Raw genomic sequence first — 21,128 nt, 5'->3', positions numbered from 1 at the left:
CCCGAATCGCGAGTGAGGCGCTCAATGCTTTCTGTCACGTCGGATCCGCCGCGATTGCGCGTCGACGATCAGCTCGTCACCACAGGGGATTTCGAGCTCGCCGAGGGGCTCGGAGCATGAGTCAGCATCTTCAGTTCCTGATCCTCGGGATCGGTAGCGGCGGCGTGTTCGGTGCCCTCGCGATCGCGTTGGTCCTGATCTATCGCAGCTCCGGCGTCCTCAATTTCGCCACCGGCGCGATCGCGCTCAACTGTGCCTATATCTACGCCTTCTTGCGGCGCGGCGAGTTCTTGATCCTGATCCCCGGCCTGCCCAAATCGGTTGGTATCGGGGGTGATCCGGGGTTCGCGGTGTCGGCGCTCGTAGCGGTCCTGCTGTCGGCACTGTTCGGCCTTCTGCTCTACATCGTCGTATTCCGTCCGCTGCGCAACGCTGCGCCGATCGCCCGCGCCGTCGCCTCGATCGCGCTGATGATCGTCTTGGTGGCGATAGCGACCAAACAGGTCGGTACCAACACCATCGGCGTCAAGGCGATCTTCCCGGTCGGCATCTGGAGCGTCGGGGGTATTCGGATCCCGCAGGATCGCGTGTACTTCGGGATCGCCATCGTGGTGATCGCTCTGGTCCTGGCCGCGCTCTACCGCTTCACCAGATTCGGCTTGCTCACCCGCGCCACCGCGGAGAGCGAGCAAGGCGCCTACGTGAGTGGTCTGTCGCCAGATCGGTGCGCGGCCTACAACTGGATGATCGGCTGCGCGGTAGCAGGCACGGCGGGCATTCTCATCTGCCCGATCGTGCCACTGACACCGACGGGCTATTCGTTGTTCATCGTTCCGGCGCTGGCCGCGGCCATCATCGGGCGGTTTTCGTCGATCGTCGCCGCTGTCCTGGCGGGCCTGGCGATCGGCATGCTGCAGTCGGAAGCCACCTATCTCTCACGGGTGTACGAGTGGCTACCCTCCAGCGGGTTGGTCGAGCTGGTTCCGCTGCTCGTGCTGCTCGTCGTGCTGGTCGCGCGGGCCAGGCCGTTGCCCTCCCGCGGCGCGGTGATCGTCGCCGAACTGGGCAACGCGCCTTTCCCCCGCCGGTTGTGGTCGGGCGCCGGGGTCGGCGTGGTGGTCGTCGGACTGGCGCTGACATTCGCTGGAAACGACCTGCGCACCGCGTTGATCACCTCGGTCATCCTGGCCGTCATCGGTCTGTCCCAGGTGGTGGTCACCGGATACGCGGGTCAGGTGTCGCTCGCTCAACTCGCCCTCGCCGGTGCCGCCGCCTACATACTGGGACCGATTGCCGAGAACTGGGGCATACCGTTCCCGTTCGCTCCGCTGCTCGCGGCGCTCGTGGCGACCGTCCTCGGTGTGGTCGTGGGACTACCCGCCCTGCGGATTCGCGGGCTGACTGTCGCGGTGGTCACCCTGGCGCTGGCCTATGCCATCGAAGCGCTGTGGTTCCGCAATCTGGATTTCGTCGGTTCGGGCGGAATCAATATTCCGGACCCGACCGTATTCGGGTACAGCCTCGGAATCGGGCGCGGCGAGAACTATCCCAGGCTGGAATTCGGGCTGTTCTGTCTGCTGGTGCTGACGGTGGTCGGACTCGGGGTCGGGTATCTCCGGAGAAGCCGACTCGGTACGCGCATGCTGGCGGTTCGGGCGAATGAGCGTTCGGCCGCCGCCTCGGGTGTCGACGTGGTGCGGACGAAGTTGTCCGCGTTCGCGATCGGCGCATTCATCGCCGGACTCGGCGGCAGCCTGCTCGCCTATCAGCAGACGAACGTGTCGTTCCAATCGTTCACCGCGCTGGCCGGTGTGACCTTGTTCGCGACCGTCTACCTCGCGGGTGTCACGTCGATCTCCGGAGGTGTGCTCAGCGGCGTAATCGGCGCGGGCGGTGTGGCTTTTCTGCTGCTGGAGCAGATCAGTGACCAGGCGGGTAGCTGGTATCAGGTGATCGTGGGTATCGGGCTTCTCCAGACCGTGCTGACGAATCCGGAGGGAATTGTCGCCCCTGTCCAGCGGGCCCTCGCCCGCACCGGCCCCAACTCGTCGGACCGTACGGGGTCGCTGGTCGCCACCGCGGTTACCGCACCGAAGCCGACCGTGGTGTCAACAGGTGAGCCGCTGCTCGGACTGCGCGACGTGACAGTGCGCTACGGAGGTGTCGTCGCTGTCGACAACGTGACCTTCGATGTGCCCGACGGCGCGATAGTCGGTCTCATCGGCCCGAACGGCGCGGGCAAGACCACCTTGATCGACGCGATCAGCGGGTCGGTGAGCGCCGAGGGCGCCATCACCATCGGCAACGAGTCGCTCGCGAACAAGAAGACCCACGAACGCATTCACGCGGGTCTGGGCCGTACGTTCCAAGCGATCGAACTCTACGAGGATCTGAGTGTTCGTGAGAACGTCGTGGTCGGACTGTCGGGCCGAGGCAGGGCGGGAGCAGCCTTCGACGAGGCGGAGTTCGACGAGATCTTCGACTTGCTCGGGTTGGCGCACGCACGCGAGAGACCCGCAGGCGAACTGTCGCAGGGACAACGTCAGTTGGTGTCGATAGCGCGCGCGATGGCGGGTAAGCCCCGGGTCCTGCTGCTCGATGAACCGGCCGCCGGCCTCGATACCACCGAGAGTCATTGGCTCGGTGATCGATTGCTCGCGATCCGGGACAGCGGGGTGACCATCGTGTTGATCGAGCACGATATGAGTCTGGTGCTGCGGATCTGTGACCACGTTCAGGTGTTGGACTTCGGGCGGATCCTCGCCTCGGGTACGCCCGAGGAGATCCGCGACGATCCCAAAGTCGCCGAGGCCTATCTCGGCAGCATGTTCGCCGAGGAGGTCGCAGAATGACTCTTCGACTGCAGAACCTGACCGCCGGGTACGGCAAACTGCCCATCGTTCGTGAGCTCGACCTCGAGGTCGCATCCGGATCGGTGCTGGCCATCCTGGGACCGAACGGCGCGGGAAAGACGACCCTGATGTCGACACTGGCCGGTCTGCTTCCCGCGCTCGGCGGCGAGGTGACGGTGGCCGGGCAGCGCCTACCGAATGGCAAGCCCGCCAAGGCCAATCGGGCCGGCGTGGTTCTCGTCCCGGACAATCGCGCGCTGTTCAACAGTTTGACCGTCTCCGAGAATCTGGAAATCGCCCGCGTGCGCAATGGTCCGTCGCTGGAGGAGATCCTCGATCTGCTACCCGCACTGCGATCGCGGTGGAAGGTCGCGGCGGGTTCTCTCTCCGGCGGCGAACAGCAGATGCTGGCTGTGGGACGGGCGCTGGTTCAGAAGCCGACAGCGCTGCTCATCGACGAGATGAGCATGGGACTGGCCCCGGTCGTCGTGGAGGCGCTACTTCCGGCCGTGCGGCATATCGCCGATACCACCGGCGCCGCGGTCGTCCTCGTCGAACAACACGTCCGGCTCGCGCTCGAGATCGCCGACGAAGCGATCGTTCTCGTGCACGGCGAGGTGACTCTGCGCGGCAGCGCAACCGAGCTGAAGGCCTCCCCGGAGCGTCTGCGAGCCGCGTATCTCGGTGGGGAGACCGGCACCGCTGCGGATTGACGCGCGCACGTTCCACCAGGGCGGACATCACGTTCGTCTCGATCGATTCAACACCCAGGAGATAAGCATGTCCTTTTCCCTTCGGAAGCGGTGGGCTGCCCTGCCGTGTGCCGCGCTCGCGGTAGCGTTGCTGGCCTCCGGCTGTTCGAGTGGCGACAGCGGTTCATCGGCTCCCATCGACAAATCGGTGCTCGGTCCGGAGAACAAGGCAACCGGTGCGCCGATCAAGCTCGGGTTCGTCACCACCGGGCCCCGGGCGCCTGTCCACACCGAGGAACTCGAAGTGGCGAAAGCGACCGTCGCCTACGTCAATACCCATCTCGGTGGGATCAACGGTCGGCCGATCGAGCTCATCACCTGTGAGGACGAGATCCAGGTGAGCCTGGCTCGAAACTGCGCGAACAAGTTCGTGCAGTCCGACGCTGTCGCCGTGGTCACCGGTGACTACGGCAATTCCGACACCATCGCCACGATCACCTCGCCCTCCGCCATGCCCTATTTCGCACTCGCCGGCGGCGGGCAAGCGATGGTGCTGCCGAACACCTACGTGATGGGCAACCCGCTGAACGGGCTCATCGGCGTACCGGCGGCGTATGCGAAACAGAAGGGCTACAAGAAGATCGCGGTCCTGACCGTCGATTCGCCCGTCGCGGTGGAGCCGCTCACCAAGCTCGGCCCCCTCGCGTTCGGAAACGCCGGTGCGCAGGCCGACGTGGTCGCGATCCCACTCGGCACCGCCGATATGACGCCGCAGATCCAGGCCGCACTCGAGAAGAAGCCGGATATGTTCCACCTGCTCGGCGATGTCTCGTTCTGCGCGGCGGCGATCAAGGCCATGCGGACGCTGAACGCGACCCAGCCGGTGATGACGGTCAACCAATGTGTCGGCGATTCCGACATCGCGTCGCAGATCCCCGGCGGCTACCAGGATCTGCTCGTCGTCGCCAACAGTGTCGTCGACCCTGCCTCGAAAGAGACGAAGCTCTTCGAAGCGGTGGTCGACGGATCAGGTGCCAAGATGCCGGACACGGCCGCCGCGCCCTATATGGCGATTCTGGGGCTCCGGTCCGCGTTGGAGGGGATGACGGGCGAGGTCACTCGTGCGACGGTCGCGGCCCGACTCGGTTCGATGGCGAAACCCGAACCGCTCCCGCTCACCCCCGCCTCGACGTTCCAATGCGGAACCAAACCGATCTCCTTCGGTCCGAACATCTGCAGCGGCAATGCCCTGCTCGGTAAAGCGGAGGAAGACGGCTCGGTGGTCGATGTGAAGACCATCGATACCGCCGCGGTGTTCGCGACACCTGGTCGTTAGGCCGAGTATCCGCCGCGTCGACGGCTGCGGACCCAGTCGCCTGGGCTCCGTCCGAGACCGCGAGGCGAACAAGATGGACAACGTCGAGTTCGCCTCGCGGGCAGAGCAACTGCGCGGTTCGGGGAAACTGCGCGGTTCCGGCCGCGAGCTCAATCTCCGGTCGCGATGACGGCCGCCTCGCGCAACTGCGCGAGGTCGGTCGACGACAGGTGGAGCTGCTCGCGCAGGACCTCTTCGGTGTGTTCGCCCAGTCGCGGGGCCGCTTGCGGCGAAGCGTGGGCGCCGTCGACCGACGCGGGTGCGCTGGGGGCGAGGTAGGTGCCGATGCCGGGTTGCGGCAACGGCGCGAACAGGGGATTGGCGGTGACCCGTGGGTCGGCCACGACCTCGTGAAAGGTCCGGTAGCGCTCCCACAGAATCGAGGTCTGTTCGAGCGCGGCGGTGATCTCGACACCGGTGCGGTCCCGGAACCACGGCGTGAACAGGCCGGTGAGGACATCACGATGGTGGTAGCGGGCGCCCTCGTCGGTGAAGTCGGCGTCGAGGGCCGTGGCCAGCGCGTCGACGGCGGCGCGAGTTCCGGTGAGTTCGGTGAGCGCGTGAAAGTGGCGGGACGTGAGGGCGACGATCATGAACGTGGCGCCGTCGGCCGCACTGAAATGCTGACCGTACTGGCCGTAGATAGCGTTGCCGAGGCGCGGCCGAGGCGTCGGGGACAGCATCGCCTCGGTGAGGAAACCGAGGTTTCCCGCCGTCGCCAGTGCGACATCCTCGAGCGGCAACGTGATCCGGCTGCCTTCTCCGGTCGCCTCGCGGTGCCGCACGGCCCCGGTGATCGCCAGCGCGGCGTACAGACCGCAGAGTAGATCCCAGGCGGGCAGAACCTGATTGATCGGCCCCGCGTGTTCGGCCGGGCCGGTGACCAGCGGGAAGCCGATGGCGGCGTTGACCGTGTAGTCCACGGCGGTCGAACCGTCCGCGCGCCCGAGGATCTCGAGGCGGATCAGATCGGGCCGCCGCGCGGCGAGAGTGTCGTAATCGAGCCACTCCCGGCCCACCGTGTTGGTGAGCAAGATGCCACCACCCGGTCCACTGTCGGTGATCAGGTTCGAGATCAGTTGCTGTCCGGCGTCGCCGCGCAGGTCTGCCGCGACGGAGCGCTTGCCCTTGTTGAGACCGGTCCAATAGATGCTCGTGCCGTCGTCGGTGAGCGGCCATCGACGATAGTCGGCCGCCCCGCCGAGGGGATCGACCCGGATCACGTCGGCACCGAGTTGGCTCAATGTCATTCCCGCCAGCGGCGCGGCGACGAAACTGGAGATCTCCACCACCCGAATCCCGGCCAACGGCTGTGCCGCCGATCGTGCCGTCTCGTTCATCGGGGCGCGCTCGCGGGCCGCGCGGGTGGTACATCGGTGACGAAGGCCTCGCTCATGGAATCTCGCACTCCCAGTTCCGCTCTATACTGTATTTCATACGGTATGTATTACTGTATGACGGTACCGAACAAGGTATCAAGCATCGTCCGCCGGGGGAAGCGGAGCGGGATTCACCGGCCTACGCGGAGTCCGCTCCGCCGTTGAGGGCGTCGTCGAGGGCATCCAGCCGGGCTCGCAGAAAAGCGCGCGCGACCGGCGTCCGCCGCTCGACCAGGTCGAAGCCGTGGTAGGCGCCGGGCACCACCCGCAGAGTGCACCGAATGCCCGCGTGGCGCAGACGTTCGGCATAGGCGAGGTCTTCGGCGTAGAACAGGTCGTTGGTCCCCACCCCGATCCAGGCCGGCGCGAGCCCGGACAGGTCGTCGCAGCGAGCCGGGGCCGCGAGTGGCGACAGGGTATCGGCGTCGGCACGGCCGAGATAGGAACGCCAGCCGAGCCGGTTGCTGTGTTCGTTCCACATGCGCAATCGGCCGGGATCGGAATAGCCACGGGCGGTGGTCCGGTCGTCGAGCATCGGATAGGACAGCACCTGGAGAACGGGGCTGACCTCCGCGCTCCACGCGCAGAGGTGGGCCAGGGCGGCGACCAACCCGCCGCCCGCGCTCTCACCGACGAGGGCGATTCGTCGAGGGTCCACCTCGGGGCGAGCCGCCAGCCAGCGTAGCGCCGCGTAACAATCCTCGAGGGGGAGGGGGAAGGGGTTTTCAGGTGCCAGCCGGTACTCGACCGAGGCGGCGACCGCGCCGAGGTCGTCGGCGACCCGCCGACAGAATCCGTCGCCCATCGCGGCATTGCCGATGAGGTACCCGCCGCCGTGAACGAACAGCACCGCCGGCGCTTTCGGTCGTGCGTTGTCGGGGCGGAACAGCCGGACCGTGACATTCTCGTCGACCCGTTCCAGCGTGCCCGCGGACGGTGGTCGTCTGCCGCTTCGAGCTGTCAGCTGCCGGATGAGACCCACCGACCGCGATCCGACGACCCTGCGTGGCAGGTATCGGGCGAAACGCAGGTCGGGATGAAAGTCGGTAGGTTCGTCCACGGACGCTCAGGCCACCATTTCGTCGTAGTCGAACGGCGCGAAGAACACACCCGTACCGCCCGCCGCCAAGGCATGGCCGAGGGCATCGAAATCATAGAAGCCGAACACCGGTCGCGGGCTGTGTGGGAGATCGGCACGGACTCTGTCGGCCAGGATGGCACCCGCGGCACCGAGGGCGTCGGTGATCGCGGATGTCAGCGCTGGATCTTTCGGCTGCCTCAGTGGTTGTTTCCCTCGATCGCTCGCTTCGCCTGATCCAGGATGCACGCCAGCCCCCACTCGAAATTCTGGTCGTCCGGAGCTCCGGTCCGCCTGCCCTTGGCCATCGCGGCCGCCAGCAACGGGGTCGTCTCGGCATCGACGTGGATGACGTCGTAGTAGGCGGTCGCGTCGCTGCCGAGCTCCTGGTTCCTGTCGTGGAGTCGTTGCAGGACCACCGAGCCCTGGACATGGAGGTTGACCGCCGAGTAGACGGTGAAGGCCTCGTCGACCGAGAGCCCGGACTGGACCAGGTTGGCGACCGTGCGCTCCACCTGCTCGGCGCCCAACCTCGCGGCGTGCTGACTCAGCGCCGAACGGATCAGCACGAGATCGCACAGGATCGGATTGCTCAGGAAGGCGCGGCGCATGGTGCGCGCGTGGCGCGACAGCGACTCCCGCCAGTCCTGCGCGTCGACGGAGGGGTAGGGCACGGCGTAGATGAACTGGCGCAGTGCGCGATCGGTCATGGCGTTGAGCAGGTCGTCCTTCTTGCGGAAATACCAGTAGATGCTCGTGACGCCGACATCGAGGTGCTTGCCGAGGAGCGGCATGCTGAGCCCCTCGACCGACACCTGCTCGGCGAGTTCGAACGCGCCGTCGATGATGTCGGACGGATTGAGCGAACCGCGTTCGCGTCGCCGACGTGGCTGCCCGAGTTTGCGACCGGTCATGGCGCGACTTGCTGGTCGAGCACGGCGTACACCGGTGCACGCTTCTCGGCGTAGGCGGCGAAGGCCTCGAGCACGTCCGCCCCTGTGAGGTTGACGCCCGCGGCCTGCGCTTCCGCGTCCAAAGCCTCGGACAGTGTTCGATCGGATCCGGCATTGAGCAGATTCTTGGTCTGCCGCAACGCCAGGGGCGGACCCGCCGCCAGCGTGGCCGCTGTTTCGTCGACGAACTCATCGATCGTCTCGACGGGCCGCAGCCACGTGACAAGTCCGAGTTCCTCGGCCTGCTCACCGCTGATCATCTCGGTCAGCAGGGCCAGGCGCTTGGCCTGTTGCAAGCCGACGAGGCGGGGAAGCAACCATGACCCGCCGGTGTCCACCGACAGCGCGCGCCGGGCGAAGATCTGGCAGAACCGCGTCTGCGGGGTCGAGACAACGAGATCGCACGCCAACGCGAGGTTCCACCCCGCGCCGACCGCGACACCGCGCACCTTCGCCACCGTCGGCACCGGCAGCTCGTGCAACAGTCGCACGGTCTCGTTGATGGTGTGCAATTCTTCAGCCGGATCAGGGAATTCGTCCATTCCCTCGGTGGCGGCGATATCGGCTCCCGCCGAGAATGATTCGCCCGCGCCGGTGAGGACAACGGCACGCACCGTCGGGTCGCTCGCGATGTCGAGCAGTGCCGCCCGCAGCGCGTGCCACAACGGCGTGCTGATCGCGTTCTTGCGGTGCGGGCGGTTGAGGGTCAGCGTGCGCACGCCACCGGTGTTACCGATGAGCAGCACTGGCTCGTCTGTCACTGGGTCATCCTTTCGTCGCCGTCACCGAGGACGGGGCGGGAGTAGTAGTGCCGATCGCACCGCGATCGCGGAGCTCCGCGATGTCGGAAGGTGCGAATCCGGCTGCTGCCAAGACTGTTTCGGTGTGCTCGCCGAGGCCGGGTACTGCCCCCATCGGCGGCGCGAAACCCGCGATGATCGGCGGCGGCAACAGGGCGGTCACCGAACCCGACGGAGTATCGATCTCCTGCCATCGGTCGCGATCGGCGAGATGCGGGTGCGCGACGACCTCGCTCGGCGTCCGGAAACGCGAATTCCCGATGCCCGCGGCGTCTGCCCGCGTTTGGACGGTGGCCGCGTCGTGACGGGCGCACCACCGGGCGATCTCGGTGTCCAGCTCGGCGCGCAGTCGGACCCGGTCGAGGTTGCCCGCGTAGCGGGGGTCGTCGGCGAGGTCGGGCCGGTCGAGCAGTTCCCGGGCGAGCCGTTGCCATTCACGGTCGTTGGTGGTGCCGAGAACCACGGTCTCGCCGTCTGAGGTCCGGTAGGCCCCGTACGGTGCGACCGCGGGGGAGCTCATCCCGAGCGGTTGCTGATCGACACCGGTATGGCGGGTGTAGGTGAGCTGGTAGCCCATCAGTTCGGCGGCGGTGTCGAACAGGCTCACCGAGGCCTGGGTGAGCCCGGCGGTACCGCCGGGTGCTCGTTTTCCGCAGATCATCGCCAGGATCGTCAGCGCGGCATACAGGCCCGAGCTCACATCCGCGATGGGCGGGCCCGGCTTGGCCGGGGCCCCCGGCGAGCCGGTGACAGCGCAGACTCCGGATTCGGCCTGGATCAACAGGTCGTAGGCGCGCTTGTGTGACAGCGGTCCGCCCGCACCGTATCCGTCGATCTCCATCACGATCAGGTCGGGGTGTCGCTGCGCGAGGTGGGCCGGTGAGATACCCAGTGCCGCGGTCGCCCCCGGTGCCAGATTGGCGACGAAGGCATCCGCGGTCTCGAGCAGCCGGTGCAAGACCGTTAGCCCGTCCGGATGCTTGAGGTCGAGCGTGATCGACTCCTTGCCCCGGTTGGCCCAGACGAAATGCGCGGCGAGGCCGTGGACCACATCGTCGTAATGCCGGGCGAAGTCGCCGCCGTCGGGGTTCTCGATCTTGATCACCCGGGCACCCAGATCAGCCAGCGTACGGGTGCACATCGGTGCCGACACCGCTTGTTCGAGGGTGACGACCGTGATCCCGGCCAGCGGACCTCCCGACTCTTCCTGAACAGGGATGTGCACAGCTCACCTCATCACTCGTCACCGCGCGCGCCACGCTGGCGCACCATATTACTGTAAGCTATACAGTAGTAAAGACCGATTTGGCCACTGTTGCACTGGGTGTGGTTCGTCGGCGACTGGCACGCTGTCGTGCATACGAAAGTGCGCGGTGATCTGGACAGAGGAATTCGCGCGATGAAGTACGTTCTCGAGTATCCCGCCGAGCTGCCGACGGCACCCGATGACTTCTTGGAGCCCGCGGTCATCCGTGACGTGGTGAGCCAGGCCGAGGAGTCCGGCTTCACCGCGGTGGCGCTCAGCGAACACCCGGCGCCGTCGGTGAAGTGGCGACGCAACGGCGGTCACAACACCCTCGACCCGATCGCGGCGCTGAGCTACATGGCCGGGTTCACCACGCGCATCCGATTGCTCACCAATCTGTATGTCCTGCCGTTTCGTAACCCCTACCTCGCCGCGAAGGCGCTGGGAAGTCTGGACATCGTCTCGGGTGGTCGGCTGATCGCCGGTGTCGGGGCCGGCTACCTGCGTGCCGAGTTCGCCGCTGTCGGGGTCGATCACGACCGGCGCGGCGAACTCCTCGACGAAGCACTCGGCGCGCTCCGGCGTATCTGGACCGAGCCTGAAACACCTATCGCGGGGCAGGGTTTCGGCGCACCGGGGCCGCTGTGGCTGCAGTCGCCGACGCAGCGCCCGCACCCGCCGCTGTGGATCGGCGGCAACGGAACGGCGGCCCGGCGTCGCGTCGTCCAGCACGGCAACGGGTGGATGCCCATCATCGCCGATGCCGGTATGGCCGCTGCCATGCGAACGACCGCGATCGAGAGCGCCGAGGCGTTCGGTGCCGCCGTGGCCGACCTGCGCCGTGGTCTGTCGGCAGCGGGCCGAGATGTCGACGCGGTCGACATTCAGGTCGTGTGCCCGCACCTGGACTTCGGTGACGCCGATACCGTCCGGGCGGCCTCGGTCTACCTGGACGACCTCGAGCGGCGTGGCGCCACGTGGGCTGTCGTGCACGTCGACGGCTCGAGCCCGGCCGCCGCTACGCAGTTCGTGAAGAGATTCGGGGAAACGGTCATCGCCGGACAGTGACCTGCGCTGCGCCCGGAGGGGCGGAGTGGGCGACACCGGATGTCGACGAGCGCTGTCGTCAGTAGCACTGTCATGCTATACAGTGAATATTACTGTAACCATAACGGTATGCGGGATTCGCGCCGGGACGAAGAGCAGCGCACTGGTGCGGAATCGTGTATCGCACTGCGAATCGATGGTGGAGACTCTCATGACCTCTAGAGTGCCTGCGGAATACGAAGACCTGCTTCGGCGGCCGATCGTCGGTGTTCTCGGAACTGTGACCCCGCAGGGTTCCCCCGAATTGTCGCCGATGCGGTTCGCCTGGGATGGCGCGCATCTGCGGATGAGCCATACGATCCCACGGCGCAAGTTCACCAGCTTGCAGGCGAACCCGAATTACTCCTTTCTCATCACCGACCCGGATGTGCCGACCCGATCACTGGAGACCCGGGGATGGCTGGTCACCGTGCTCGGCGACGACAAGGGGTCCTTCTATCGTGAGCTGAGCGAGTTGTACGGTGAGGTCGAGGCCGTGCTGCCCGATGATGTCGACGACCGTGTCGTGCTGATTCTCGACGTAACCAAGTTCACCGTGAAGTGACTGTTCGCCGATAGTTCTACCCGAATCGTGCCTCACCCCGAATGACAAATGTGGCTCCCCCGTCGTCGACGGGGGAGCCACATCCGGGTCAGGCTATCGGCCTGCCGATTCCTGTGCGACATTCGAGCCGATCAGCTCGAGGGCATTGTCACGCATCACTTTTCGTGTGTCCTCATGCGAGAATTCCGGAAACTGCGGAATATCGGCGGTGAAGGTCGTCGGATCGGCGAGTCCCTCGCCGTGTGGCCAATCGGAGCCGAACAAGACCTTGTCCACGCCGATCGTCGCGGCCAGCAGCTTGACGTCGTCCTCGTAGTAGGGCGCGATCCAGACGTTGTTCTTCAGCTGCTCCACCGGATCCTCGGTGAAGTGGTAAGGAGCGGTGTTGGCGGCCTTCTTCAAGCGCTTGATCAACCGGTAGACGAAATACGAGCCGTTCTCGATGCTGGCCACGCGCAGCTTCGGGTGGCGGGTGAACACCTGGTGCACGATCATCGAGGCGATCGTGTCGTGGATGGCGCGATCGTCGAGCAGGATCTGATCGAGTGGATCCTTCTTGCCGAATCCCTCGAACGTCGCCTTGCCGCCCCACAGTGCGTTGATGGCGAGGTATCCGCTGTCGGACAGGTGGAAGCCGACGGGTACGCCCGCTTCGGCCAAGCGCGCCCAGACCGGATCGTGAAGCGGGTCGCCGAGTGAACGCGGACGATTCACCCCGGGGACGGGCGCGGGGCGCACGAGCACCATCTTGGCACCGCGGCTCAGCGCGAACTCGACCTCCTCGACAGCCCCCGCCGGATCGGCGAGGGAGATGATCGGGGCCGAGATGATGCGGTGGTCGGGGCGGTCGAATCCCCAGTCCTCATCGAGCCACAGGTTGAACGCGTGGATCGAGGCCATCGTCGCGGGAATATCGTGCTTGAGTGCCTCCTCGACCCCGCAGGCGAAGGTCGGGAGCATGAACACGGTCTCCAGATTCTGCCGATCCAGGACCGTCACGCGGGCGTCGCGGTTCTGGTACTCGGGGTGCTCCGAGAGTCTGTCCACCTTCATCAGTGAGGCCGGGTCCACGCCTTCGGGAATCTCGCCGCGAAACAGCAGGTCGAGGCAACCCGGCTCGATGATCGGGTCGAAGGTGGGGTTGGGGACGAATTGGTTGACCTTTCCGCCCATGACCGCCTGCGTGCGCTTGCCGTCGTTCAGCATCTGCACGCCGCGCTGCCGGAATTCCTTGGGCAGATGGCGAGTGAACGCGTCCAGCGGTTCGTAATAGTGGTTGTCGACGTCGACAGCCATGTAGTCCAGTTTTGTCATTCTGTGTCCTTTCGTGACCGGTTGTCTCGTCGGGGCGGCCATCGTCGAAACCTAACGATCGGCATCCGACGCGGACACCGCCGTCGAGACCTCCGGGAAGACCGTCGTCGGCGCAAACGTTTGACTTACTGTACCCCTTACGGTACGACCCGGCGCAAGTCCCACTTCCCGGCGGTCCGTAGACCTCGGTCCCAGCGTCAGGCCGCGGCGTCGATCAGGGCGAGTGTCCCCAGCTCCCGAATCGCCCGGCAGCTACGTTCCAACATGACCAGGAAGATCTCTTCGCCACGCGCTGTCGGCGTCGCGAAGGCGGCACCGAGCGCGACGATCAACGGAGCCTGGACCATTCCGAATCTGTAATCCTGCCAGCATGTTTCGGGTGTGTATCCGGTGACGCCGAAGTCGAGCAGTGTCCGGTGGTACGCGTCTACGAGCCCGTGCTCGGCTGCCGCTCGGGTGTCGGGGTCCAGGCTGGTGGCGGTGAAGTAGGCGAGGTCACGCGCGGGTAGCCCGATGCCGAGTGTTTGCCAGTCGACCACGCTGACGCGGTCGGTCGCGCTGTCGAACATGAGGTTGTCGAGCCGGTAGTCCCCGTGCAGCAAGGCGAAGCGGCCTGTGTCGGCTTCGGCCCGCAGCCATGGTGTCACCAGGTTCAGTGCGTCGCGGAAGGTGTCACGGTCGCGACGATCCATGCGCGTGCCGAGCTTGTCGAGGGTGATGCCGGCGGCCATCCGTGCCACGTCCCCGAGCCCGCCCGCTGCGGCTGTGTCGCCCGGTTTGGGCATCGCGACAGCGAGGTCGAGCCAGCGCGGATCGCACCAACTCGGACCGTGCAGACCGGCCAACGCTGTGACGGCCTGACGTGCCGCCACGGTATCGCAGCCGGCGACCTGGTCGCCGGGAATCGCGGGGGACAGGTCGGACAGCAGCAGTGCGAACTCCGCGCCGTCCTCGGTGATGTCGCTGTAGAAGCAGCGCGGCGTCGGCACGCTGGTCTGCTCGGCGGCGTTCCGATAGAAGGCGACCTCGCTGAGATAGCCGAGCGTGACACCGGCACGCACGCCGTCATCGCCGGCGGGTAATTTGATGACGAAGGTCGAGGGGAAGTCGTGCTCCGCGTCCGCGTAGCGAGGGGTGATTCGGAAGGTCGCACCTGTCTGGCCGGTGCCGATCGGGGCGACCTCCACATCCTCGACCACGACAGTGACGCCGTTCGATCCCAGCGCGGCCTGCAGCCAGTGGTGGGTGACGTCCGCGGCGCCGCGCGGAATCGGTAGGGTAGTGCTCATCTCAGCGGTCTCTTCTTCTCGGTGTCGCGGTATGCGCCGACGATGGGGGCGAATCTTCGGGCGCGCCATGCGTGATCAGGCGGTCGGCGCCGTGGCCGAATTCCTCGCGGAGGCGGTCGGCGCATTGCCGGGGCGCCCCCCGGTGGCGGCGGGTGTCAGCCACTCCCGTGCCGGTTCCGCTCCGCGGAGGTCCGGCGTTCGTCGAGCGCGGTGAGGTTCGGAAAGCCTCTCGCAGAGGTTATCAATAGCGCAACGGTAGTGTTATCGGTTCTGGAAACAGTAGTGCGCGGCGCGACCCGGTTCATGCTCGGCCGGACGTTCGCGGCGTCGTCGCGACCGGGCGACTGCGATGCCGTGAAGTCCGAGCCGCTTCGAGGCCTCGGAGCGTGCCCGGCGGGAGCTATTCGGCCGGTCCGTAGAGCTCGACCTGCCACATCTTCGCGATCACTCGCTCGATGCCCTGGGTGAGTTGGCGTCGGTAGGTCGAGAACGGCAGACCGAGTAGCTCAGCGGCCCGTTCCTGGGTCGGCGCCGGATGGAGGAAGGTGCGGTCGAGGACGCGGTAGAGCTTCTCGCCCCGGTTGTCTTCTCGCACCGACTCGATCATGGCGACGAGCAGCTCACGCAGCGCGGAGCCGGTCGCCGGACCGGTCGCGCCGCACACGACTTTCGATCGCAGCAACGGATTCTGCTCGAGAACGCCGCCGCGGACGAGTCCACGCAAGCCCGACCGGACAGCGTCGGCGAATTCGGGCTGGGACAGGACCAGTTCGGGCGCGGGAGCCTCAGGTCGCGCGACCAGCGCACCGACGACACGATCACTGGTCAGATCCAGCCACTGCGCGATCCCCACTCGCCGCCAATCGTGCGCGTACACCGCGTACCGCCGGCCACCCACCTCGTAGTCCGCGTCACGGGCGCGATGGAAGTCGATGTGGCTCATGAACGGCTCCCACGCATCGGAGTCCTCGAAGGCGCCGATGAAATCCCATGTCAGATCGGGCTGGGACAACCAGAAATGGGTCGAGCACGCGGTGACCACATTGATGGTGGAGGACGGCTGTTGGTGGTGCTCGGCGTCGACGAGGAAGCGGCCCGCGTACACCGGCTCGCCGGGCCGTGGTGTGCCGTATCTGGTCGCGTAGTCCCACATCGCGCGTGCGCCCGGATCGGTCGACAGATCGTCCTCGGTGGCCAGGTGCAGCGCCAAGCGGGCGAAGTAGCCGATCGGTGTGCGGCCGGAGCCCAAGACCATGACGAACTGTTCGGGCTGTCGAGTCAGCCAGAACTCGACCAGCTCCGCCTGCTCGGGGCCCTGGTGTCGTTTCGTCATCGCCAGCACGGCCTCCCGATGTTGCGGACGGTACTGGTCGGGGAACGCCCGGCCGAATGTCGACCAGTCCCAGTAGGCCGAGATGGTCGGGTTGTGGCGATGCAGGAACACGAGGTCGGCGACCGATCGCCGCCCGTGCCGCGCCGCGACGTCGAGGACCTCGAGCAGGTGCCCTCGAACCCGGCGATGCACCACGAGGTAGGACTCGGGGTCGCGCCAGCGCAGGTCCACGTCGAGGACGTCGCGGGCGAGCTCGTGCGGCGCGAGCCCGAGTGGGCCCGGTTCGATGATCGCGAGACCGCGCAACCACTCGAATATCTCAGCGCAGTCCGGTTCGTCGAGCGCTGCCCGCAGCAGGGCTTCGGTGGTGAACCTGACGTGCGCGCACACCTCCAGTGCGGCACGGTGGCGCTTGCTCGGTACGGAATCGACGAAACGGGCGAGCAGCGCGCGCACCGTGTCGGGGGTATCGACCAGACTGGTCGGCAGGGCGCCCGCGGTCTGGGCCATGACGTCGACCAGCAGCGACAATGCCAGCGGATGGCCATGGGTGAGGGTCAGCAGCCGGTCGTGTCGGTCGACCGGCACTTCGGCGATTCTGAGGTAGGCCCTGGCGTCTTCGGGCGCGAGGTTGCGCAGGGAGACCACACGCAGCAGATCCCGCCAGCCCGGGTCGTCCGACCATTGGCTCGTGGGTGGCAGACGGGAAGCGATCACTACCAGGACATCGGTGGTCATTGTTGGGAGGAAGGTCTGCCGCAGCCAGTCATCCAGCGGGGCAAGGTGTTCGAACGTATCGATGAAGACTACCGACCGCTGCGTCGTCGGCGACAGTTGCGCGAGGGCGGTTTCGAACGCCGCGGGCGATGATTCGACGGCACGACCGTCCACCCGGGCGGTGCTCGCACCCGCGGCCTCGGCCAACTCGACGAGTTCGGCCAGCAGCGTGGTCTTGCCGACCCCGCCGGGGCCGTAGAGATACAGCACCGCGAAGGGCAGTTCTGTCGCCGCGAGCGCCGACAGGAACAGCTCGACTTCGGCGGCGCGTCCCACGAATCGCCGCCGTCGTGCTGAACGCAGCCGTGCGGCCACGGTTGTGCTGGAGTCGGTCATCGCCAGTGGTCCATCAGTCGTCGATCCCTCGTGTTCGGCGCGTGCCGAGCATCACCCGCGCGATGGTAGTCGGCATCAGCAGTCGGCTCGGATGATCCAGCAGGGCCGAAACCCGCAGGAACCGAGCGGCCACTATCGGGTCGTGTCTGCCGACTTCGAGCAGCCGACGGACGTAACCGTTGACAAGTCGAATGCGGGCCGTTCGCCGCCCCAGCACCAGTGGCTGAGTCAGGTCCGCGCCGACGGCCAGACCCCACGCCACGCCCACCGGTTGCGCGGCGGCACGGAAGAAGCGACGCTCCAGGTCCTCGCCCGCGGTGCGCAGACACTCGCGCAGCGCCACGGCCTGCAACGCGGCGACCGACATTCCCTGTGCGTAGATGGGATTGAATCCACACATCGCGTCGCCCATCACGATCAGTCCCCGCGGGAATCGACCGACCAGGTCGTAGCGCCGACGGCGATTGGCGTCGTAGCGGTACGTCACCGCACTCGACAACGGCTCCGCGCGGCGCAGCGCGTCGAGGACGTGGGGTGGGGCGAACGGCGTGACGAACTCGACGAGTTCGTCGAAGGTCGTGCCCGGATGATGGTCGCGATAGCCGGTGGCGGTGAACAGCCAGGTGTCGTCCTCGGTGGCGAGCAACGCCATGCCGATCGGCCGATCCGGAGCGGGTCCGATCAGCACCAGTGTCTCCGGCTCCGTGCCGGGGGCAGGCCGCAGCGACAGGCTCGAGTAGCCGATGTGGACCGAAACCGCTTCCTCGGGCGGTGTTTCGTAGCCGAGGCCGGTCAGCCAGGCCGGTGTCCGGGAGCTGCGGCCCGTCGCGTCCACGACGAGGTCGCAAGCAAGGACCTCGGCCGCGCTGCCCGGCGCGCGCGAGATGACCCGGACACCGGTGATCCGGTCGCCGATCTCCGCCGGGATCAGCCCGACCACGTCGTGGCCGTCGACGATCCGCACCGACGGTAGCGATCGAACACGTTCTCGGACATGGCCTTCCAGATGCGGCCTCGTCGGCAGGTAGGTCGGCACTCGCGGCTGTACGGCGGCCGAGAGGCGATTGCCCGCGATGGAGAAGTAGAAATCGGTGTAGTCCTCGACCACCTTGGTTCCCGCGGCGACGAGTTCGTCGAGCAGTCCGGGGAACAGGCTCTCCAACGCCTCGGAACCGCTGGGCAGCAACGCGTGAATGTGTTTGCCCTGCGGCACGCCGCGGCGCGGGCCGGGTCCGGCGTCGAGGCGGTCTCGCTCCACCACGGTGACCCGGTCGTAGGAATCGGACAACACTCGGGCGGCGAGCAGACCTGCCATGCTCGCGCCGAGCACCACCGCGTGTTCACCTCTGCGAACCATCGCGAACCTCCTGAAGTCTTGGCGATGGTGCGAGCTTGCGGCAGATGATTGTTCGGTTACCAGTCCGATTCGTTGTTCGATCGAGCGCACGGCCGTACCGACATGTCGTGTCGGTACGGCCGCAGCGGTCCAGGGCTACCCGGTACTAGTCGGTGGAGAGGATCTCGTTGACGATCCAGGCGCCCAGTTCCTCGGTCATCGCGGTGTGGCCCTGATTGGTGCTCGCGCAGAGGAAGGCGTCGAGTTCGCTGTCATCGGGGCGGATCGGGCTGTAGAGGGCTGTGCGGTCGTCGATCTCCTTCGCGGCGACGGCGCTGATGGTGGGGATGAAACACGAAGTGTTCACGGGCAGTTCGGTTTCGCAGCCCAGCGCGAACATGAGCATGGAGGCCATGCCGAAGTTGCCCGGATTGCCCGGCAGCACGGTGCTTTCGGGGAACAGGCCGCCGGGGGCACCGTCGAGGTCGGGCAGTCCGGCGGTGCGAATGTGGACGGCGGGCTGGTCGGCGCTGTCCAGGGTCGCTACGATCTGCTCGCCTCGTGCCTGGGTGAACAGCGTGGCTTCGGGCAGCGCCTGGCCGCGTCCGACAGCGGCGACGACACCGGGTTCGATGCCGTTGCCTCGGCCGTTGTCGACGCCGTTGGCGACGCCGACCTTGCGGACGCCGCGCGGCCAGCCACCGACCTCGTCGAGCTTGCGCAGGAATGCGGTGCGTTCGGCATCCTGCTCGGGAGTTTCGCTGATCTTGCTGATGTGCCAGCGAGCCATCTGACGTGCGGCGGCGCTGTTGATCAGGTCGGAGAACTGGCCGAAGATGGGCATGTTCGAGCCCCAGTTGTCCTTGGTGAAGTGCGCGAACGCCTGCACCGAGATCGGCAGCCACGCACCGCGATGCGGGGTGTCATAGGAGAAGTAGGTGCTCGTCTCCGCATCGGGCAGCGACGGGTCGTTCTCCATCTTGGCCAGCGCGTAGCGGGTGACCAGCCCGCCCATGCTGAAGCCGCCCACCGCGAGCTTCGCGCGACCGACCCGCTCGGACAGGGTCCGGCGGATGCACTCGATGGCGGTGTCGGCGTTGTCGAGGATCGATGCCGCGCGGTTGTGGTAGCCCAGGATGATCACGTCACGACCGGTCGCGTGCAGCTCGCTGATGAAACGGTAGTCGCCGTTCTCTTCGAGACCGGCCCACAATTCCGCGAGATCGCTTGCGCCGGTGGAGAATCCGTCCGCGAGGATAACCGGTCGGACGAGCTGTCGGCGGTTGAGCGGGCTGTAGTAGACCCACGCGGTACCTCCGGCGAGCGACCACTCGTCGTGGGGCTCCGGCGGTTCGGGATGTGCGGTACGGGTGGTAGGACTGATCGAACCCCAAACGTTGACAACAGGCATGTACCTGCTCCTCGACTCGTCGATGGACGGATGGATTCATCGCGTGAAAACACGGCTGGGCGCCGCTGTCGATAGGCAATCCCGAGCCGAGTGATAGCCTAAAGCTATATTTTCCGAGCGTGATGCATTTGCTCGAACTGCCTGTCTACGTGCGTGTTCCGGTCGGGTAGTGCGATCGTGTCGATTCCGTTGGTTGACGGGGTCGGCTATCGGTGTTCGACGCGTAGTGTCCGCCGCCAGATCGTCGAGAGTGTGTCGATGGTGGCGTCCACGTCGGCCTCGCTCGTATCGGGTCGGAGGCCGAGCAGGACATGCACGTTCATCGTGACCAGCGCCGAGGCTGTCCCGGTGGGGTCGGGTAGGTCGGGGGCGAGGTGTCGCACGACGCGGTTGGCGACCGCGACCACCGGATCGACGAGCGCCGCGCGCAGCGCCACGAGGTCGGGTTCGGTACTGCTCGAGTAGAAGATGGCGCGCAGGACGGGGCCGTGGCGTCGGTAGGTGTGCGCGGCGGCGGTGAGGGCGGCGAGTCCGGCCGCTACCGGGTCGTCGGCGTGGGACCACTGCTCCAGGGTGGTGTCGGCTTCTACGCGCAGGGGTCGCACCAGTGCTTCGAGCAATTCGACCCGATCGTGGAAGTAGACGTAGAACGACTTGCGCGAGAGCGTCGTATGCGCCATCAGGGTGGCGACGGTGAGTTCCTCGATCGGTCGACGGGTGAGCAGATCGGCCGCGGCGGACAGTATTTCCTGCCGGGCCGCTTCCGGTGTGCGACGGCGTCGTGGCTGTGATTCGGAACTTCCCGTGGCGGTTACTGCCATGGTGGCACTATAGTCGGAGCTGTTAATGCCACCGTGGCAGTAACGGTCGGTGAGGAGAGATTCATGGTGTCTGGTCGGTCCGCGGCGTGGTGGTACTGCGCGGCTCTGGCGCTGGTGCTCGGCGTGCGCGCCACGTCCACACTGGTGATGGGCGCGGATTTCGCGGTGCCCGGCACCGGCTGGCGTTCGGTGTGGCAGCTGATCATGGTGGCGCTGTTGGTATTCGGTGTGGCCTGTCCGCACTGGACCGACCGGGTCGCGCTGACGGTGGGGGCGATCTATCTACTGGCGACGGTGTCGGAGGCATTCGACGGGAACACCCTGGTGGCCGCCGTTCCGGTGGACATGCGGGATCGCTACCTGCATCCACTCTTCGCGATCGCGGCGGTGGTGTGCGTGCTGCTGGGCCGGCGTCGGGCCCGCGTCGCGGTGTGATCGGCGTCGTGCGGACCCGCCGGTCCATGAAATGCGATCGACGGGGCCGC

17 protein-coding genes are annotated in these 21,128 nt (G+C 66.5%); 6 read left to right on the top strand and 11 right to left on the bottom strand.

Going from position 1 to position 21,128, the window contains the following annotated elements:
* Positions 1–116 precede the first annotated feature (116 nt).
* The 3 genes from NA12_RS06305 (at position 117) to NA12_RS06295 (ending at position 4,880) form a co-directional block, all read left to right on the top strand.
* The gene (locus NA12_RS06305) at positions 117–2,852 is read left to right on the top strand and encodes an ABC transporter permease subunit (RefSeq protein ID WP_067446943.1); all 2,736 of its coding nucleotides are present in this window, start codon (positions 117–119) and stop codon (positions 2,850–2,852) included.
* On the top strand, positions 2,849–3,565 hold the full coding sequence (locus NA12_RS06300) for an ABC transporter ATP-binding protein (protein ID WP_067446941.1): 717 nt from the start codon (positions 2,849–2,851) through the stop codon (positions 3,563–3,565). The genes NA12_RS06305 and NA12_RS06300 overlap by 4 nt, the downstream gene beginning before the upstream one ends.
* 67 nt (positions 3,566–3,632) lie before the next feature.
* Positions 3,633–4,880 carry an ABC transporter substrate-binding protein gene (locus tag NA12_RS06295; RefSeq protein ID WP_067446939.1) on the top strand — a complete coding sequence of 416 codons (1,248 nt, stop codon included), beginning with the start codon at positions 3,633–3,635 and terminating at the stop codon, positions 4,878–4,880.
* A gap of 149 nt (positions 4,881–5,029) precedes the next feature.
* Here NA12_RS06295 and NA12_RS06290 read toward each other — a convergent pair whose 3' ends face one another.
* From NA12_RS06290 to NA12_RS06270, 5 genes are all read right to left on the bottom strand, one after another.
* The gene (locus tag NA12_RS06290; RefSeq protein ID WP_067446937.1) at positions 5,030–6,259 is read right to left on the bottom strand and encodes a CoA transferase; all 1,230 of its coding nucleotides are present in this window, start codon (positions 6,257–6,259) and stop codon (positions 5,030–5,032) included.
* A 178-nt stretch (positions 6,260–6,437) separates the two neighbouring features.
* A complete protein-coding gene (locus NA12_RS06285) occupies positions 6,438–7,358 on the bottom strand; it encodes an alpha/beta hydrolase (RefSeq protein WP_067446935.1) in 921 nt (306 codons plus the stop codon).
* Positions 7,359–7,576: 218 nt separating this feature from the next.
* Positions 7,577–8,290, bottom strand: coding sequence for a TetR/AcrR family transcriptional regulator (locus tag NA12_RS06280; protein ID WP_067446933.1), 714 nt, complete (start codon positions 8,288–8,290; stop codon positions 7,577–7,579).
* Positions 8,287–9,090, bottom strand: a complete 804-nt coding sequence (locus tag NA12_RS06275; protein WP_067446931.1) for an enoyl-CoA hydratase/isomerase family protein — start codon at positions 9,088–9,090, stop codon at positions 8,287–8,289. Before NA12_RS06275 ends, NA12_RS06280 begins: the two co-directional genes overlap by 4 nt.
* 4 nt (positions 9,091–9,094) lie before the next feature.
* Positions 9,095–10,354: a CaiB/BaiF CoA transferase family protein gene (locus tag NA12_RS06270; protein ID WP_255284065.1), complete on the bottom strand. Its 1,260-nt coding sequence runs from the start codon at positions 10,352–10,354 to the stop codon at positions 9,095–9,097.
* A 174-nt stretch (positions 10,355–10,528) separates the two neighbouring features.
* Here NA12_RS06270 and NA12_RS06265 point away from each other — a divergent pair, with 174 nt between their 5' ends.
* Both NA12_RS06265 and NA12_RS06260 read left to right on the top strand, forming a co-directional pair.
* Entirely contained in the window at positions 10,529–11,443 is a 915-nt protein-coding gene (locus NA12_RS06265; protein WP_067447599.1) for a TIGR03619 family F420-dependent LLM class oxidoreductase, read from the top strand.
* Positions 11,444–11,633: 190 nt separating this feature from the next.
* Positions 11,634–12,026 (top strand): pyridoxamine 5'-phosphate oxidase family protein, encoded by a 393-nt coding sequence (locus NA12_RS06260; protein ID WP_067446929.1) that lies wholly within the window; start codon positions 11,634–11,636, stop codon positions 12,024–12,026.
* Between the two features lie 93 nt (positions 12,027–12,119).
* Here NA12_RS06260 and NA12_RS06255 read toward each other — a convergent pair whose 3' ends face one another.
* From NA12_RS06255 to NA12_RS06230, 6 genes are all read right to left on the bottom strand, one after another.
* Positions 12,120–13,340, bottom strand: coding sequence for an amidohydrolase family protein (locus NA12_RS06255; RefSeq protein ID WP_067446927.1), 1,221 nt, complete (start codon positions 13,338–13,340; stop codon positions 12,120–12,122).
* 197 nt (positions 13,341–13,537) lie between these two features.
* Complete coding sequence (locus NA12_RS06250; RefSeq protein WP_067446925.1) at positions 13,538–14,629, bottom strand: phosphotransferase family protein; 1,092 nt, start codon at positions 14,627–14,629, stop codon at positions 13,538–13,540.
* A gap of 400 nt (positions 14,630–15,029) precedes the next feature.
* The gene (locus NA12_RS06245; protein ID WP_067446923.1) at positions 15,030–17,075 is read right to left on the bottom strand and encodes an ATP-binding protein; all 2,046 of its coding nucleotides are present in this window, start codon (positions 17,073–17,075) and stop codon (positions 15,030–15,032) included.
* A gap of 13 nt (positions 17,076–17,088) precedes the next feature.
* Complete coding sequence (locus NA12_RS06240; protein ID WP_067446921.1) at positions 17,089–18,432, bottom strand: FAD-dependent oxidoreductase; 1,344 nt, start codon at positions 18,430–18,432, stop codon at positions 17,089–17,091.
* Between the two features lie 145 nt (positions 18,433–18,577).
* Positions 18,578–19,822 carry an esterase/lipase family protein gene (locus NA12_RS06235; RefSeq protein ID WP_067446920.1) on the bottom strand — a complete coding sequence of 415 codons (1,245 nt, stop codon included), beginning with the start codon at positions 19,820–19,822 and terminating at the stop codon, positions 18,578–18,580.
* 206 nt (positions 19,823–20,028) lie between these two features.
* Positions 20,029–20,643, bottom strand: a complete 615-nt coding sequence (locus NA12_RS06230; RefSeq protein WP_067446918.1) for a TetR/AcrR family transcriptional regulator — start codon at positions 20,641–20,643, stop codon at positions 20,029–20,031.
* 63 nt (positions 20,644–20,706) lie between these two features.
* Between NA12_RS06230 and NA12_RS06225 the strand changes: the two genes are divergently transcribed.
* Complete coding sequence (locus tag NA12_RS06225; protein ID WP_067446916.1) at positions 20,707–21,078, top strand: hypothetical protein; 372 nt, start codon at positions 20,707–20,709, stop codon at positions 21,076–21,078.
* Positions 21,079–21,128 lie beyond the last annotated feature (50 nt).

This window comes from Nocardia alba NBRC 108234 (genome assembly GCF_001612665.1).
Taxonomy (GTDB): domain Bacteria; phylum Actinomycetota; class Actinomycetes; order Mycobacteriales; family Mycobacteriaceae; genus Nocardia; species Nocardia alba.
The sequence above is the reverse complement of the archived record's forward strand: the minus strand, read 5'-3'. Positions and strand labels throughout refer to the sequence as shown.